The organism is Pseudonocardia halophobica, assembly GCF_027922425.1.
Lineage (GTDB): Bacteria > Actinomycetota > Actinomycetes > Mycobacteriales > Pseudonocardiaceae > Pseudonocardia > Pseudonocardia halophobica.
In genome coordinates, this window is sequence record NZ_BSFQ01000020.1 from 91,278 (window position 1) to 106,867 (window position 15,590).

General features: G+C 75.9%; 12 protein-coding genes. 3 read left to right on the forward strand and 9 right to left on the reverse strand.

What is annotated here, in order from left to right; translation table 11 throughout:
• Positions 1–6 precede the first annotated feature (6 nt).
• Complete coding sequence (locus PKE99_RS22130; protein WP_051737241.1) at positions 7–2,391, reverse strand: MGDG synthase family glycosyltransferase; 2,385 nt, start codon at positions 2,389–2,391, stop codon at positions 7–9.
• A 59-nt stretch (positions 2,392–2,450) separates the two neighbouring features.
• Between PKE99_RS22130 and PKE99_RS22135 the strand changes: the two genes are divergently transcribed.
• Complete coding sequence (locus tag PKE99_RS22135; protein WP_037044392.1) at positions 2,451–3,581, forward strand: MGDG synthase family glycosyltransferase; 1,131 nt, start codon at positions 2,451–2,453, stop codon at positions 3,579–3,581.
• An 8-nt stretch (positions 3,582–3,589) separates the two neighbouring features.
• Here PKE99_RS22135 and PKE99_RS22140 read toward each other — a convergent pair whose 3' ends face one another.
• The 8 genes from PKE99_RS22140 to hpnC all read right to left on the reverse strand — a co-directional run bounded on the left by PKE99_RS22140 (position 3,590) and on the right by hpnC (position 13,482).
• Entirely contained in the window at positions 3,590–4,249 is a 660-nt protein-coding gene (locus PKE99_RS22140) for a VC0807 family protein (RefSeq protein ID WP_231498164.1), read from the reverse strand.
• 187 nt (positions 4,250–4,436) lie between these two features.
• Positions 4,437–5,441 carry an adenosyl-hopene transferase HpnH gene (gene hpnH / locus PKE99_RS22145; protein WP_037044397.1) on the reverse strand — a complete coding sequence of 335 codons (1,005 nt, stop codon included), beginning with the start codon at positions 5,439–5,441 and terminating at the stop codon, positions 4,437–4,439.
• 4 nt (positions 5,442–5,445) lie between these two features.
• Complete coding sequence (ispH, locus tag PKE99_RS22150; protein ID WP_051737242.1) at positions 5,446–6,972, reverse strand: 4-hydroxy-3-methylbut-2-enyl diphosphate reductase; 1,527 nt, start codon at positions 6,970–6,972, stop codon at positions 5,446–5,448.
• The gene (gene shc / locus PKE99_RS22155) at positions 6,969–8,879 is read right to left on the reverse strand and encodes a squalene--hopene cyclase (protein ID WP_037044400.1); all 1,911 of its coding nucleotides are present in this window, start codon (positions 8,877–8,879) and stop codon (positions 6,969–6,971) included. The genes ispH and shc overlap by 4 nt, the downstream gene beginning before the upstream one ends.
• Before the next feature lie 13 nt (positions 8,880–8,892).
• Positions 8,893–9,942, reverse strand: a complete 1,050-nt coding sequence (locus tag PKE99_RS22160; RefSeq protein ID WP_156067452.1) for a polyprenyl synthetase family protein — start codon at positions 9,940–9,942, stop codon at positions 8,893–8,895.
• Positions 9,939–11,354, reverse strand: coding sequence for a hydroxysqualene dehydroxylase HpnE (hpnE, locus tag PKE99_RS22165; protein WP_037044402.1), 1,416 nt, complete (start codon positions 11,352–11,354; stop codon positions 9,939–9,941). The genes PKE99_RS22160 and hpnE overlap by 4 nt, the downstream gene beginning before the upstream one ends.
• Positions 11,351–12,499: a squalene/phytoene synthase family protein gene (locus PKE99_RS22170; RefSeq protein WP_197040571.1), complete on the reverse strand. Its 1,149-nt coding sequence runs from the start codon at positions 12,497–12,499 to the stop codon at positions 11,351–11,353. The genes hpnE and PKE99_RS22170 overlap by 4 nt, the downstream gene beginning before the upstream one ends.
• Positions 12,496–13,482, reverse strand: a complete 987-nt coding sequence (hpnC, locus tag PKE99_RS22175; protein ID WP_051737243.1) for a squalene synthase HpnC — start codon at positions 13,480–13,482, stop codon at positions 12,496–12,498. Before hpnC ends, PKE99_RS22170 begins: the two co-directional genes overlap by 4 nt.
• Positions 13,483–13,638: 156 nt before the next feature.
• Between hpnC and PKE99_RS22180 the strand changes: the two genes are divergently transcribed.
• Both PKE99_RS22180 and PKE99_RS22185 read left to right on the forward strand, forming a co-directional pair.
• Complete coding sequence (locus tag PKE99_RS22180) at positions 13,639–14,844, forward strand: PucR family transcriptional regulator (protein WP_037044405.1); 1,206 nt, start codon at positions 13,639–13,641, stop codon at positions 14,842–14,844.
• Between the two features lie 25 nt (positions 14,845–14,869).
• A complete protein-coding gene (locus PKE99_RS22185; RefSeq protein WP_425566488.1) occupies positions 14,870–15,583 on the forward strand; it encodes an Rv1733c family protein in 714 nt (237 codons plus the stop codon).
• The last annotated feature ends 7 nt before the right edge of the window (positions 15,584–15,590 follow it).

Sequence of the window (15,590 nt, forward strand, 5' to 3'; positions counted from 1 at the left end):
GTTCGATCAGTACGGGTGTACGGGTAGCTGCATACTCCCCAACGACCGCCTCAGGCCAGCGGGTATTCCCTCGATCACGGGAAGTACGGCGGGGTCCGCGGTGATCCCCACGCACGTGTACCGGCCCCAGTGCAACGCCCCGACCGCGAGACCGACGCCGTCGGCGAGCGGCAGCACCGGCTGGACCGTCGTGATCAACCCGCCGCGCACGTGCAGCGGCCGGCGGGCACCCGGCATGACCGAGGCCAGCAGGTGGAAGAACCGCCGGCCGTACACGAACCGGACCAGCGGGGCCTGCACCCGGCCCGGCAGCAGACCGAGCGCCGCCAGCACCGCTGCCGCGCCCTCCGGCTGCCCGGCCGACGAGCCCGCGGCCAGCGCGCGGTCCATGCGGGCGATCCGCTCGGCCGGGGCCATCGGCCCGGTCGGCAGATCCACCGACACCGCGGCCGTCCGATTCCCGCCGGCTCGGCTGCCCACGCCCGCCCGGGTCCGGGTCGTCATCGGCACCATGGTGCGGACCCGCGGCGGGGCGTCGAACTCCTCGTGCAGCGTCTGCGCGAGGGCGGCCAGGACCAGCACCGTGGTGCCGACGCCGTGGGCGCGGGCCGCGCGCCGGACGGCGGACCCGTCGAGGTCGACCGCGATCCGCCGCGGCCCGGGTCCCGAGCGCCCGACCAGCGGGGACCTGCCGGCCGGCCCCGCGGCGGCGAGACTGGCGATGCCCCGGACGACGGTGAGCGCGTGCCGGAGCCGCTCGCCCCGCCCGCCGTCGGTGGCGGCCGCCATCCGGGCGGCCGGGGTCCCGGCGTTCTCGTCGGTGAGCAGGCGGATCAGCCCGTCGGTGACCGCCAGCCCGTCGCCGAGGGCGTGGTGCACCCGGGCCAGCACGGCGGCCTCACCGGTGTCCGCGCAGGCGGCCTGCAGCTCCCAGCCCAGACCCGGGTCGAGCGCGTCGGCGAAGAACGCCGTGACGGCCGCGTCCCAGCTCGGGTGGTCGCCCTCCGGCCCGATCCGCCACACCTCGCGCCGGACGTGGGCCAGCGGGTCCGGGGCGGGATCGTGCCGCCAGCGCAGCGGTCGGTCCGGGCGCGGCGGGGCCAGCCCCCGGGTCAGCAGGTCGAGGTGCGGCGCCCGCGCGCGGACCAGGCCGTCGAGGTGCGCCACCCAGCCCTCCGCGGGGGCGCCCTCGACCGTGATCCGGGCCCCGACCTGCTGCGGAACCTCCGGGGTGGCGGCGTGCACGAACAGGGCGTCCTGCGGGCGCAACCGCTCCTCGACGGGCGGCACCGGGTCCACCGCACCGAGGCCGGCGAGTGCCGCGACGTCCCGGTCCAGGTCCTGCGCCTCGAGCCGGCGCCGCAGGTCCTTGACGACGACCGCCCGGGCACCGGGGTCGCGGAGCTCGGCGACCGCCTCCGCCACGCCCGTCCGCCCGCGGCAGATCCGGGCGAGCCCCGCGGCGGCCAGCACCTCGGCGTTGGCCCGGCCGTGCCCGGGGATCGGGTCGGCGAGCAGCAGCGGGCGGGCGCAGGCCAGGGCCTCGAGCGCGGTGGCGCCCCCGCCGTTGGTGATCACCATGTCGGACTCACGGGTGGCGGTCGCGGGGTCGTCGATCCAGTCGACGACGGTCAGGCGCGCCCCGTCCGGGTGGGTGCCGGCCAGCCGCTGCAGCCGGCGGCGCAGCGCGGGCAGCCGGCCCGCCGTGACGACGACGTCCGCGCCGGCGTCGAGCGCGCCGGCGCAGACCGCGGCCACGTCGCCGAAGGCCAGCGAGCCGCAGGAGACAAGGACCTGGGGCCGCTCCCGCGGTGCCTCCTCCGGCGGGGCGAAGGCGGAGACCACGGGCAGCGCCGCCACCCGGACCGGCGCGCCGGGCGCGGCCCTGCGGAGCAGCGCAGCGCCCTCCTCCGTGCTGACCAGGTGCAGGTCCAGCGCCGGGGAGGCCCACAGCGGGTGCGGGGCGGGGTCGTTGACCAGGGCGACGGCGGGGACGGGCAGCCGGCCCCGGCGGCGCAGCCACGCCAGCCCGGTGATGCCCTCCGGGAAGGTGGCCACGACCAGGTCGGGCCGGTGCTCCCGGAGCGCCGGTTCCAGGCCGCGGCCGCTCCATCGCCCGATCACGGCGCGGGTGCCGGCCCGGAAGAAGGGCACGTGCCAGAGCAGCCGGAAGTACAGCTCGTACACCCGGGGCAGGTACCGGATGCAGCCGGCGTAGACCGCCCGGAACACCGGCCCGGCGCGCCGGCCCATGCCGTCGAGGGTCTCGGTCCAGGTCACCTCGACGCCCGGCCACAGCCGCCGGGCGCGCTCCTCGACGGCGCGCGCCGCCGCGTGGTGGCCCGCGCCCATACTGCCGGTGACCAGCAGCAACCGTTGCGGATCCGTCATGTCGTCCTTGCCGTGCGGGGAGTGGTCGGGGGGACCGGGACGGGGGTACCGTGTCCTCTATGGACGGTGACGCGCCGCGCCGGGTGCTGGTGCTGTCGGCCCCGGTGGGCGAGGGCCACGTGGCGGCGGCCCGCGCGCTGGCGGCGCGGATGCGGGAGCTCTGGCCCGCCGCCGAGGTGCACGAGGTGGAGAGCGCGAGCGGTGGGCGCCGCGGCGGGGTGCGGGACGCGGTGCTGCGCCGCTCCTACGCCGCCACCATGCGCTGGGCCCCCGGCCTGTACGGGCTGGGCTACGACCTGCTCGTGCGCCACCCGCGGTTCGCCGCGCTGTGCAAGCGGGTCGCGGCCGCGCGCCTGGGTCGCTCCCTGGCCCCGCTGCTGCGCGAGGAGCACCCGGACCTGGTGGTCTCCACCTACCCGATGATCAGCGGCGGGCTGGCCTGGCTGCGCCGGCGCGGGCAGCTGCCCGCGCGCAGCGTCGCGGTGGTCACGGACGTCGCCGTGCACCCCTTCTGGGTGTGGGCGGACGTCGACGAGACCTGGACGTTGCTGCCGGCCAGCCGCGCGCAGGCCGCCGGCCTGGTCCCGGAGGCCGAGGTGCGGGTGGCGCCCGCCGCCGTCGACCGGCGCTTCCACCCCGGCGACCGGGCGGCCACCCGGCGGGCGCTCGGGCTGCCGGAGGCGGCGTTCGTGGTCCTGGTGACCGGCGGCTCGCTGGCCTTCGGCGGCATGGAGGGCGTGGTCGACGCCGTGCTCGCCGGCGGGGCGGGGGAGGGCCCTCCGGTCGAGGCCGTGGTGCTGTGCGGGCGCAACGAGCGGTTGCGGGTGCGGCTGGCGGCGCGGGGCGCGCCCGGGCTGAGCGCCCTGGGCTGGACGGACCGGGTGCCCGAGCTGATCACCGCGGCGGACCTGGTGCTCACCACGGCCGGCGGGATGATCGCGAGCGAGTCGCTCGCCGTCGGCACCCCCGTGCTGTTCGCGAACCCTGTGCCGGGGCACGGCCGCGCCGGGGCCCGGATGACGGAAGAGGCGGGGCTGGCGCTGGTCTGCCCCCGCCCCGCCGACGTCACCGCGGCCGTCCGGCGGCTGCGGGCCGACCCCGAGGGCCGGGCGGAGCTGAGCCGGCGGGCCCGGGAGTTCTCCCGGCGGACGCTCGACGCGGAGCTCGAGGAGCTGGCCCGCCGCCTGTGAGGACGGGGTCAGCCCACGCGGAGCTTGGGCTGCGGCACCCCGATGCGCAGCCCGATGCCCTCGCCGGCCAGCGAGCGCTGGAACCACCAGAGCGAGAGCCCGATGCCCACCGCGACCAGCGAGTACGAGCCGGCCGTGGACACCATGAGGAAGTTGCCGACGGTCTGCGTGGCCAGCACGGCGAGCGTGGTCACGCCGTTGACCAGGAAGACCGCCGCCCAGAGCAGCGAGACCTTCTTGAAGAAGCTCTTCATCCGCGGGTGCTGGGTGAGCGCGTCGGGGAAGGCGCAGAAGTCGTCCGCCAGCTTGGCCAGCAGCGGCCGCTCCAGCCCGATCGTGACGAGCAGCAGCCCGGCGAACACGAAGTTCTGCACGGTGGGCTGGAGGAAGTAGAGGAACGCGGACCCGGTCCACAGCCCGACCACGGTCCGGACGACGAGCAGGACGGTGGTCAGCCACAGGATCGCGGGGATCTTCCGCCGCGTGACGACCCGCCGGCCGATGGCCAGCGCCGACCAGGACAGCGCCCCGATGATCCCGGCGTCGAACCCCGCGTGCGTGAACAGGATCCAGAACAGCGCGAGGGGGATCAGCGTGGACTCCAGGAGCGGGCGTCCGGCGTGGCGTAACAGGGATCCGATCGGGGGGAGATGGATCAGAGTCGTCATCCGGTGCTCCGGCATGCAGGTCCTTGTCGGCTCGGGGTACCAGTCCGCGCGCGTCGTCGAGCGCGTGAGCCGGAGTGTAGCGGGCCGGGTCACGGGGAGATAACGGGCCGGTCGCCCGTTGTGACCTCCCCGTGAGCCCGCGCCCCGCCACCGCTGACCTGCCCGTCGACCTGCCCCGGAGCCGTCGTCAGGCGCCCGCGGCGGTGCGGATGGTGTCCCGCAACGACCCGAGTGTGGCGAACACCGCAGAAGGCTCGTAGCCGCAGTGCGCCATGCAGTTGGCGCAGCGCTCGTCCCGGCCGCGCCCGTAGGCCTCCCAGTCGGTGTCGTCGATGAGCTCGCGGTAGGTCTTCACGTACCCGTCGTCGAGCAGGTAGCAGGGCTTCTGCCAGCCGAGCAGCGAGTACGACGGGATGGCCCACGCCGTGCAGTCGAGGTCGCGGCGCCCCTCGAGGAAGTCCAGGAAGACCGACGAGTGGTTGAGCCGCCACCTCCGGCGGCGGCCGCCGTCGAAGGCCTTCTTGAACAGCTCGCGCGTCTGCTGCACGCCCAGGAAGTGCTCCTGGTCCGGGGCCTTCTCGTAGGCGTACCCGGGCGAGATCTGCATGTTGTCGATCTTCAGCTCGTCGTTGAGGTAGTCGAGCACGTCGATGACGTCCTGCGGGGTGTCCGTGTCGAAGAACGTGGTGTTCGTGTTGACCCGGAACCCGGCCTCCTGCGCCATCCGGATCGCGGCGACGGCCTGGTCGAACACGCCCTCCTTGGCCACCGACTCGTCGTGCCGCTCGCGCAGCCCGTCGATGTGGACCATCCAGGCGAAGTTCTTGTGCGGGGTGAAGCGGTGCAGGTGCTTGGGCAGGAGCACCGCGTTCGTGCACAGGAAGACGATCTTGCCGAGGTCCAGCAGCCGCCGGACGATGACGTCGATCTCCTTGTGCATCAACGGCTCGCCGCCGGCGATGGAGACCATCGGCGCGCCGCTCTCCAGGACGGCGTTCACGGCCTGCTCGACCGGCATGCGCTGCTTGAGCAGGTGCGCGGGCTGCTGGATCTTCCCGCAGCCGTTGCACTTGAGGTTGCAGGCGAACAGTGGTTCGAGCTCGACCAGGATCGGGAACTTCTCGGTTCCCTTGATCTTCTGCTTCAGCAGGTACGAACCGAGACGGATCGACTGGCGCAGTGGCATGGCCATCTGGTCAGCTCACCTCCTTGGGAAGGGTGAAGACGACGTCCTCGGTCCCGGTGGTGGTCGTCGTGACGGCGACCGGGCCGAGGCCGGAGAGACAGGACACGACCTCGTCGACGAGCTCCGGGGGCGCCGACGCCCCCGCGCTGACCCCGACCCGCCGGGCCCCGCGGAGCCAGGTCAGGTCGATCCCGCCCACGTCGTCGACGAGGTGGGCGGGGGTACCCGCGCGGGCGGCCACCTCGGCCAGCCGGCGGGAGTTCGACGAGTTCTCCGAGCCGACGACGAGCACGAGGTCGGTCTCGGCGGCCACCGCGCGGATGGCGCGCTGGCGGTTCGTGGTGGCGTAGCAGATGTCGTCGCGGCGGGGGGTCGAGATGGCCGGGAACCGGCCGCGCAGCACCGCGGCGATCCGTTCGGCCTCGTCCACCGCGAGGGTGGTCTGCATCGCGTAGGCGACCCGGCCCGGATCGGGCGCGGTCACCGTGTGGGCCATGGCCTCGTCCTCGACCACGACGATGTCGGCGGGGGCCTCGCCGACGGTGCCCTCGACCTCCTCGTGGTCGGAGTGGCCGATGAGGAAGACCGTCTCGCCGCGGCCGGTGTGCCGCTTGACCTCGGCGTGCACCTTGGCGACCAGCGGGCAGGTGGCGTCGATGACGGCGAGGTCGCGGGCCACGGCCTCGGCGCGGACCGCGGGCGAGACCCCGTGCGCGGCGAGCACGCAGGTCGCGCCGCGGGGCACCTCCCCGACCTCCTGGACGAACACCGCGCCGCGCTCGGTCAGCCGTCGCACGACGTGGGCGTTGTGCACGATCTGCCGGCGCACGTAGACCGGGGCGCCATAGCGGTCGAGCGCCCGGTCGACGATGTCGATCGCCCGCTCCACCCCGGCGCAGAAGCTGCGCGGCTCGGCGAGCACGACCTCGCGGGCGGCGGCCGCCGCGAACCACTCCCGCAGGGCGGGCGCGGCCCGGCGCAGGGCGCGCAGGGCGGTGAAGCCGCGGATCGGCGTGCCCGGCCGCACCAGCGGCGCCTCCGGGGTGTCGACGATCGCCCGGACCACCGCGAACGGCCCGCCCGCCGAGGCCTCGGCGAGCCACCCGGACTCCATGTCGACGGCGAGGGCGCCCTCGCGACCGAGCCCCGCGCGCCGCACCCCCTCGACCACCGTCGGCGAGGACACGATCGGCCCCAGGTGCACCCGCAGGCCGAGCCGGCGCAGCGCCGCGGCGAGCGCCGCGGCGGTCGGGACGGGCACCGGCGCCCGGAAGTCGGTGAACCGGATCTCGTCGGCGACCACGAGGTCGCCCGCTCGGACCGCGGTGTCGAGGGCCCCGGCCACGCCGGTGACCAGCACCGGACGCGGGCCGCCGGAGGCGATCCACGCGGCCGACGCCTGCGCGCGGGCCGGACCCATGCCCGTCCGGACGACCGACGCGTCGCCGACCACGCCGCGGAGGGCGGCGCGTTCCACCCCCAGCGGGGCACAGACGACCGGCGGTCCCAGTGCCCGGTGGTCCCGGAGCGTGCTCATGCGCCCACCTCCTCGCACCAGCGCCCGAGGGCGGAGACGGGGAACGTCATGCGGTACAGCCGGTAGCGGATGTAGAAGGCGCCGGGGAACCCGGTGCCCGTGTACATCTCCTCCTCCCAGCTGCCGTCGGGGAGCTGCGTGCTCGCGAGGAACGCGACGGCCCGGCGGGCCGCCTCCGACCGCGCCTGCCCGGCCGCGACCAGCGCGAGCAACCCCCACGCCGTCTGCGACGCCGTGGACTCGCCGCGGCCGATCCAGCTCGGGTCGGAGTACGAGCGGATGTCCTCGCCCCAGCCGCCGTCGGCGTTCTGGTAGCGCTCGAGCCACGCGACCGCGCGCCGGACCGCCGGGTCGGACGCGGGGATCCCGGCCGCGACCAGCGCCGGCACGACGCCGCCGGTGCCGTAGACGTGGTTGGTGCCCCACCGGCCGAACCACGAGCCGTCGGACTCCTGGTGGTCGAGCAGCCAGCGCACCCCGCGCCGGCAGGCCTCGCCGTCCGCCAGGCCCTCGTGGGCGAGCATCTCGACCACGTGCGCGGTCACGTCGGCGGACGGCGGGTCGATCACGGCACCGAAGTCGCAGAACGGCAGCTTGGTGACGAGCTCGCGGGTGTTGTCGGCGTCGAAGGCGCCCCAGCCGCCGTCGGAGGACTGCATCCCGACGGTCCAGGCGAGGCCGCGGTCGACGGCCGCCCGCAGCCGCCCCGGGTCGGGGTGCGCCACCCGACGCAGGGCCAGCACGACCTCGGCGGTGTCGTCCGTGTCGGGGTAGCCGTCGTTGTCGAACTCGAAGGCCCAGCCGCCCACGGGGAGGTCGGGCCGGCGGACCGCCCAGTCGCCGCGGACCCCCTGGATCTCCTCGTCGAGCATCCAGGTCGCGGCCCGGACCACGTCCGGGTCGTCGGCGGGGACGCCGGCGTCGAGCAGGGCGGTGACCGCCAGGCAGGTGTCCCAGACGGGGGACTGGCAGGCCTCGAGCATGCGGATCGTGCCGTCCGGGGTCTCCCGGCGGACGAGGAAGCGCTCGAAGCCCTCGATCCCGGCCTTCATCGCCGGGTGGTCGAGCGGGTAGCCGAGCAGGTGCAGGGCGATCAGCGAGTAGACCCACGGCGGCTGGATCCCGCCCCAGCCGCCGTCGGCCTCCTGGCGGGCGAGGATCCACTCGGCGCCGCGGCGCATCGCCAGCCGGCGCAACGGCGCGATCGGCCGCTTCGCGTAGGCGTGCAGGCCGACGTCGAGCCGCTCGAAGGCACCGGCCCAGGTCCACGGCGCGTCGAACGCCTCGGGGGCCGCCCCGGAGCGCAGCTCGTCGACGCCGAAGGGCAGCGGCCGTGCGGGCCGCAGGGTGGCGACGATCGTCAGCGGCACCACCGTCTGCCGGGCCCAGCAGGACCAGTCGTAGACGTTCAGCGGGAACCACTTCGGCAGGAAGATCAGCTCCGGGGGCATGTTCGGCAGGTCGTCCCACGACCACAGCCCGAACAGCGCCAGCCAGATCCGGGTGAACACCCGGGAGCGCTCGATCCCGCCGTCGGCCACGCAGAACTTCTCCGCCGCGCGCAGGTGCGGCTCGGCCGGGTCGTCCCCGGCCAGCCGCAGCGCGACCCAGGCCTCGATCGTCGTGGAGAGGTCGCCGGGCCCGCCCGCGAAGGTCGCCCAGGTGCCGTCCTCCCGCTGCTGCGAGCGGATCCAGCGGGCGGCCTCCTCCGTCTCCCGCGCCGTGCGGATGCCGAGGAACTCCCGCATGAGCAGGTCCTCGGCGTCCATGGTCACGTTGGTCTCGAGGTCGCCCTGCCACCAGCCGCGCTCGTGCTGGATCGACCTGAGGAAGCCGACGGCCGCGTCGAGCGTCCGCCGCGCGTCACCGGCCTCGGTGGTGCTGGTCTCCGGTGCGGTGAGGGTCACCAGTTCTCCCTGGTCAGAAGCTACGGGTCGTGAGGTGGCGGCCGAGCGCGACGAGCTCGGCACGGGGGTCGCCGGCGAGCCCGGCACCGGTGAGGGCCCGTTCGGCGAGGTCCATCTGCCGCCGCGCCTCGGCGGCGGCCCAGTCGCGCCCGCCGCCCCGTTCGACGAGGTCGGCGGCCGCGTGCAGCTCCTCTTCGGTCTGCTCGCCCGAGCGCGCGAGCCACGCGGCCAGCTCCCGCCCGGCCGCCCCGCCGCGCTGCACGGCGAAGGTCACGGGCAGGGACTTCTTGCGCGAGCGCAGGTCCGACAGCACGGGCTTGCCGGTGACCGCCGGGTCGCCCCAGATCCCCAGCAGGTCGTCGACGAGCTGGAAGGCCAACCCGATCGCCGCGCCGTACTCCCGCAGGCCGGTCACCGCGGCCGGCGGGGCCCCGGCCAGCACCGCACCGATCGCCGCGCTGGTGGCCAGCAGCGAGCCGGTCTTGCCGGCCGCCATCGACAGGCACTCGTCGACGCCGACGTCCGTGCGCTCCTCGAAGGCGACGTCCTCCGCCTGCCCGCGGATCAGCTCGCGGGTGGTGGTGGCGATCAGCCGGGCCGCCTCGGCCGCGTGCGGGGACGGGTCCTCGAGCAGCACCTCGGTGGCCAGCGCCAGCAGGGCGTCGCCGCAGAGGATGGCCGAGGCCGCGCCCCAGCGGGCCCAGACGGTCGGGCGGTGCCGGCGCTCCGTGTCGCCGTCCATGAGGTCGTCGTGGAGCAGGGAGAAGTTGTGCACCAGCTCCACGGCCACGGCCCCGGCGATCCCGGTCCCGGCCGGCGCGCCGGCGGCCCGGGCGGAGAGCAGCGCCAGTGCGGGCCGCACGGCCTTGCCGCCGCCGCGGCCCGGCGAACCGTCGAGCTCCACCCAGCCCAGGTGGTACTCGGCCTGCTCGCGGCTGGCGGTGTCGAGCCGGGCGACGGCGGCCTTCAGCGCGGGCGTGACGGCGTCCCGGCAGCCCGCGAGCAGGGCCGGCACGTCCGGGCCGGCCGCGGCGGTGTCGGCGGTCCCGAGGACGGCGGTCACGCGGCCACCTCCGCGGGTACGGCCGCCGCGTCGGCGAGGAGGGCCTCGGCGGCGGCCTCGCCGCTGCGCACCGCGCCCTCCATCGTCGCGGGCCAGCCGGTGTCGGTCCACGCGCCGGCGACGTAGAGCCCGGGCAGGGCGGTGCGGGGGCCGGGGCGCAGCGCCGCCTGGCCGGGGGCGCCGCGGAAGGTGGCGTGCGGCTCCCGGGTCACGAACGAGTCGAGGACCACCGCGTCCCGGGCGGCCGGCAGCAGCGCCTCCAGGGCCGGGAGGTACCGCTCGCGCAGCGTGGCCGCGGGCAGCCCGACGAGGTCGTCGGCGGCCGAGAGCGACACGGCGAGGTACTGGGCCCGCGGGCCGTACACCGAGGCGGCGCCGGACTGGCCGGTCCGGTCGAAGACCCACTGCACGGGCGTGTCGACGCCCGCGGCGAAGCCGGCAGCGATCCCGGTGCCGACCCCGGGGCCGAGGACCCGGCGGTCGTAGACGACGTGCACGTTGACGATGGGGGTGCTGCCCAGCCGGTCGGCCCAGCCCCCGGGCAGCGGCAGCGCCCCCGCGGGCAGCAGCCGCTCCGCCGGGCCCGGCGGTACGGCGCACACGATCCGGTCGGTCACGAGCTCCTCCTCTCCGTCGGCAGTTCCCACCGGGACCCGCCACCGGCCTCCAGGCCGGGTCGCGTCCTGCACCAGCGCCCGCGCCCTTGCGGACCTCCTCACCTCCACACCGGCCGCCGCGAGGGCGCGGCGGGCGGCGTCGTCGTGGATCGCGCCGAGCGGCGCGGTGGCCCAGCCGATGTCGCCGGCGGCGGCGTCGGTGAGCAGGCCGAGCTGGAAGACCGTGGCGGCGAGCGCGAGCGACGCGTCGCCGGCCCGGGCGTTCAGGGTGGCGATGCCGACCAGGTCCCAGAGCGCGTCGACGGCCCGGCGGCCCTGTCCGTGGGCGGCCAGCCAGTCGCCGAAGGACCGGGCGTCCGTGGCGGGGTCCGCGCGGTCGACCGCGCCGAGCGCCAGGGCCGCCCGGACCAGCCGGAACCGGTCGGCGACGGGAAGGTGCCGGTAGCGCAGGAGGGCACCTCCCAGGTGCAGCGGGGCGGGCAGCCCGGTGCGACGCAGCCGGGCCGGAGCGGCGCCGGGTGCCAGGACCGGGATGTCCAGCCGCTCCTGGATCATGATCAGGTCCGCGGCGCCGATCCGCGCGACGAAGTCCCGGTAGGCCGTGCAGCAGCGGAGGAAGACGTGCTGGCCGGTGTCGACCGCGAGCTCCCCGCGGGTGAACGAGCCGGCCACCCCGCCGAGCCGGGCGCGCGACTCGAGCAGCGTGACGGCGAGCCCCGCCTCGGCGCACCGGAGCGCGGCGGCGACGCCGGCGAGCCCCCCGCCGACGACCGCGACCCGCGCCGCGCCCGTCACACCGTCCGCCCCGCCAGGGCGCGGAGCGCCACGCCGATCTTCTGCGCCCCGGACAGCGACCGCCGTTGCGCGTAGACGGATCGCGGATCGGCGGCGATGTCCTCCAGCAGGCGCCGGTAGATGCCCGCCATCGCCCCGGCGCAGGCGGCGCTGCGCCGGTCGAGGAGCGGGAGCAGCTTCAGCCCCTCGGCGTACCAGTCGCGCGCCCGGTCCGCGGCGAAGCGGATGTAGGCGGCGAGGGCGCCGTCCGGGTCGTCGAGGGCGCCGGCCGCGTCGAGGCGGAGCTCGGCGCCGAACCGCGCGAGCTCCTCGGTGGGCAGGTAGACCCGGCCGTTGCGCAGGTCCTCGCGGAGGTCGCGGAGGATGTTGGTCTGCTGCAGGGCGATGCCGAGCCGGTCGGCGTACTCCACGGCGTGCTCGTCGGGGCGGGAGCCGAAGATGCCCAGGCAGAGCCGGCCCACCGAGCCCGCGACCTGCCGGCAGTAGACCGTCATGTCGTCGAACGTGGCGTGCGGACGCGCGGCCTCGTTCTGATGGTCGACTCCGCGAGCTCCGTCGATCTGACGGTCGACTCCGCGAGCTCCGTCTCCGCCGAGCTGCTCCGCGGCGTGGTCCATCCGGGCGTCGGCCTCGACGCCGTCGACCAGCTCCTCGAAGGCGCCGAGCGGGATCGGATAACGGCGGGCGGCGTCGGTGACGCCGACCAGCACCGGGTCGAACGGATCGGGGGTCTGCTCCCGCATCGCCTGGACCGAGGCCCTGACCGCGGCGAGCGCGGCGGCCTTCTGCGCGAACGAGACCGCGACGGCGCCGCCGGGCGGGTCGAAGTCGCCGTCGCCGATGTCGTCGATGCGACGGGCGAGGGCGTAGACGGCCGAGAGCGCGGCCCGTTTCGGGGTCGGCAGGAGGCGGATCCCGTACGAGAAGTTGCGGGCCTCGCGGCGGGTGATCTCCTCGCAGGCGGCGTAGGCGGCGGAGAGGTCGGCGGTGTAGTCGGTGCGGTCGGTGTCGGTGTCGGTGTCGGTGTCGGTGTTGTCGGTGCCGGTGTCGGTCAGTGTGTCGCGGTCGGTGGCGGTGCCGTCGCCGGCGGGGGAGCGCTCGGTCGGGGCGGCGGTGGTGGCGGCCGGCCGGGAGGGGTCGGTCATCGGCAGCTCCGGGGGGTCGGGCGCGGGAGATCCGGTCGGGGCCGGGTCCCGCGCGGGCGGCCGGGTCGTCGGGACTGCAGGAGTACCGCGGGCAGGTGCCGCAGGACATCCCGTTTCCTGCTGTGCGCGGCCTCGGCGGCACGGCCGAGGACCTCGCCGTCGACCCGGTGCAGGGCGTCGGCCGCCGCGCGGCCGCCGGCGACGTAGCCCGCCACCGCGAGCCGCGCCCACCCGTGCAGGGCGCCGACGATCGGCGTGCCGGCGTCGAGGAGCTGCTCGGCGCGCTGCGTCTCGTGCCGGACGAGCGCGCGCAGCTCCGCGGTGGCCACGGGGCGGTCGAGGTCGGCTTCCGTGACCCCGAACGCCGCGCGGTCCGCGGCCGGCAGGTAGATCCGGCCCCGGCCACGGTCCTCCCGGACGTCCTGCAGGTGCTCGAGGAGCTGCAGCGCGGTGCAGACGGCGTCGGAGGCGTGCTCGATCCCGCCGTCCGCGGGCACCTCGAAGATGGCCAGGACGAGCCGCCCGATGGGGTCGGCGGACAAGGCGCAGTAGCCGAGGAGCGCGTCCCAGGTGTCGTACGTCGACTGCTGCTGGTCCAGGACGTTCGCGTCGAGGAGCCGGTCGAACGGCTCCGCCGGCAGGTCCGGCGCGACCTCGGCCAGCCGGCGCAGCACCGGCCGGGTGGGCGCGGGCGCGTGCAGGTCGGCGCGGAAGGCCTCGAGCGCGGCGATCCGCTCGGCGGGGGTGCCGGCGCCCTCGTCGCCGAGGTCGTCGATCATCCGGACGACGTCGTACACCGCCCGCAACCTGCGGCGATACCGCGTGGGCAGGACCCGCATCGCGACGGGGAAGTTCTCGGCGGACTCGGCCGCGCGCAGCCGGTCGGCTCCCGCGGGATCGGCCGGGACCACGGCGGACGGGTCGGGCGCGGCCCGCCGGCCGGCCTCGGCCCCGCCGGCGCGCACGCCTGCCGACGCCCCCACGGGCGTTCCGTTCCCCCGTCCCACGCCGCTGATCGTGTCGCAGGAAGGCGGTGGGACTCTCCTCAACGCGTGTTAATTCTTCCGGGCCAGAATTGTCACGGACGTACAAAAGGGCTGCGCCCTTCGCCCCTCCGGGCGTACAACCTCCGTGTGGAGATGCCGCGCGCCGGAACGGACGACCTCGTCGACGCCCTGCTCGCGCGCGTCCCGGCCGTGCTGGAGGAGGTCAGCGCGGCATTGTTGACCGAATGGCCGGATTACGCCCGGTTCGTCGACGCGAATCGCACGGAGGTCGCCGCGGCGGCGCACCACGCGTTGCACCGGCTGGTCGCGGTCAGCAGCGAGATCGCGGCCGATCCCGAGGTCACGGGGGAGTACCCGTCCGGGTTCGGCGAGCAGGAGCTGTTCGAGGAGATCGGCCGCACGCAGTGGCGGGAGGGCCGGGACGTCTCCACGCTGCTGTCGGCCTTCCAGCTCGGGGCGCGGGTGTTCTGGCGGCACGTCGCGCTGGTGGCGGTGGAGCTGCACCTGGAGCCGGCGGTGCTGGCCGGGCTGGCCGAGGGCGTGTTCGCGTTCGTCGACCGGCTGTCGTCGTCGGCGGCGCACGGCTTCGTGCTCGAGCAGTCCGAGGCCGCGGTCGCCCGCGAGCGGCTGCGCGAGGAGCTGGTGGAGCTGCTGCTCTCCGACCGCGCCACCGAGGGTGCCGTGCAGGCCGCCGCGGCCCGGGCCGGCTGGCAGGTGCCGCAGGAGGTCGCGGTGGTCCTGGTGCAGGACGACAGCCTGCTCGGCCACGGCCTGCTGTCCCGGTTCGACCCGGCGTCGCTGATGATCAACCGGGCGCGGCTGTCCGGGGCGATCGTGCCGGACCCGGCGCAGAGCGGGCGGCGGCAGCGGCTCACGGGGATGCTGCGCGGCACCCGCGCGGTCGTCGGGCCCACGGTGTCGCCGGACCGGCTTCCGGCCAGCCTGCACATCGCCGAGGTCGCGGCCCGGCTGCAGCGCACCGGGGTGCTGCCCGAGGACCCCGTCTTCGCCGAGGAGCACCTCGACGCGATCATCGTGCACCGCGACTCGCGGCTGCTGGAGGTGCTGCGCGCCCAGGTGCTCCGCCCGCTCGAGGCCTCGGCGCCGGCCTCGCGGGAGCGGCTGTGCGAGACGCTCTCGGCCTACCTCCGCCATCTGGGTGACCGCCAGGCCATGGCCGCCGAGCTGCACGTCCACCCGCAGACGGTGCGCTACCGCCTGGCGCGGCTGCACGAGCTCTTCGGCCCCCAGCTCGACGATCCGGAGAACCGCTCGCGGCTCCTCCTGGCGCTCGCCTGGGGCGCCCCGCGGCCGCCGGAGGCCGAGAACCTTCGGTGAACGGTCGGTGACGGCCCGCTTCCCCATGGTGACGGATCCCACGGTCAAGTGGGTCTCACTCACGTTGCCGGGATCCGCGGCCGGGCGCACCGTGGAGGTATCCCCGTGGAGAGGAACCCCGAACGTGCAACCCCACCGGCCAGGGAATCCGGATCATTCGGACCGCCCGCACCCGTACTCCGCGGTCGGGACCGACCGGATCCCCCGGCGGGCGACGGACCGCGTCGAGTCGGCGGCCTCCTGGCTCCTCGGCGTGCTCGGTCTGGTCCTCGTCGCCGTCGCGGTGCTGACCGGGCTGCAGCTGCACGGGAACGGGCTGGAGCAGGCCCGGGCCGACGCCGTGAACCGGATCTCGGTCGAGGCCACCCTCCTCGAGCCCGTCGACGGGGCGATCGGTGTCGACGCCGCCGCGAGCACCGCGCAGGTCACCGCCCCCGCCTCCTGGACGGCGCCGGACGGCCGCGTGCACACCGGGACCGTGCCGGTCCTCGGCTCCCAGCCGGCCGGGTCGACCGTGCCGGTGTGGGTGGACCGCAGCAGCGGCGCGATCGCCCCGCCGCCGGTCGACGCGCTGCAGGCCGCGGTCACGGGCGTCGTCGGCGGGCTGCTCGTGCTCCTGGTCGGGGTGCTGGTGCTGCTCGGCCTGCGCGCCCTCGTCCACGCCCGGTGCGCCGCCCGCAACCACGCCGCCTGGGCCCGCGAATGGGCGCGCTACGAGCCGCTCTGGTCCGGCCGCTGACCAGCCG